General features: G+C 56.8%; 1 protein-coding gene. It reads right to left on the bottom strand.

Going from position 1 to position 1,050, the window contains the following annotated elements:
- Window positions 1–152: 152 nt before the first annotated feature.
- Window positions 153–884 (bottom strand): hypothetical protein, encoded by a 732-nt coding sequence (locus tag PQQ51_RS34310; protein WP_408501621.1) that lies wholly within the window; start codon window positions 882–884, stop codon window positions 153–155.
- Between the last annotated feature and the right edge of the window lie 166 nt (window positions 885–1,050).

Raw genomic sequence — 1,050 nt, forward strand, 5'->3', positions numbered from 1 at the left:
GGCCAGAACCGGTCGTTCGAGGAAAGCGTCCGATCGTTGTAAATCTTGCCTCGTAGCTTCCGGGCAGATCACCTCACAAGGCGTTATCATCACGGCTCAAATCACCTGCGACGGCGTGAGCGAGTTTTCAGATCGCTGACGCGCGGCAGATATCAAACGAGCCGGCCATGCGTCGGCTTTTCATGATCCGGCGACCCGACCGCACTCTGCGCCAAGTCAACATCGACATCCGGCTCCATGTCGATCCGAGGTTTCACCAGCCAATGCTCTGACTCCTGTATGTAAATGGCTCGCAGTTCAGGAAGCACGTTCATGTCGTCACCGCGCACTTTAAAACCCTGTCGTTTGGTCTCTATCATCTTTAGAAACGACCGCTCGGCGGCGGCCATCTGCAACTGACTATCACCGACTGCTCCGATCTCCCGGCGCACGCTCGCCGCGACGCGCATAGCCTTCAACCCGTAATACGCCGCCCGCTCACACTCGAATTCATATTGCTCGTCAATACCGGCCCATACGCCCGCGCGACTAATCCACTCGGCCGAGTAGTCAAACTCGCCTGGCATCGCTTTGATGGCTGAGACGAACCCCACCGACAGCTCTTCCCACTTAGGCTCCGGCTCGAACTGGAGGACGAAAGCCCCTTGGACACTATCGAAGGCTCTCTCGTTGTGGTCGAGATATTCGCCGATCGCTTCCTGAATGTCTTCGATGTAGGTGTGGCAGCGTTTCGCGAAGGTTTCGAGCTGCTGTGCGACGGCGAGTTTGACGTGATCAATTCGGTGTTTGTCCTTCGCGTTCTCTCGTGCGCGATCCTGCCACTTCGAAACGGCACCCCAGATAACGTTGACCCCAGCGCCGATTACAGCGCTGGACGCAACCATGGGTATCCAATTCACGCTTGTCACTGCCGCTACATCTGCCATAAGCTCACCTTCTCGATCTCGCTCGCGGCGGCAAGATTACCATGAGAGAAACAGCTACTCGACAGCACGCCTACCCCATATCGAATGTCCGTTACCAGAAATGCGACGGACCGGTTTGGGTCGA

This window comes from Paraburkholderia xenovorans (assembly GCF_046030735.1).
Lineage (GTDB): Bacteria > Pseudomonadota > Gammaproteobacteria > Burkholderiales > Burkholderiaceae > Paraburkholderia > Paraburkholderia xenovorans_A.

What these genes read in the sequence shown, in the direction of transcription:
- PQQ51_RS34310 (WP_408501621.1), bottom strand. Translation starts at nt 884, where the DNA reads ATGGTTGCGTCCAGCGCTGTAATCGGCGCTGGGGTCAACGTTATCTGG.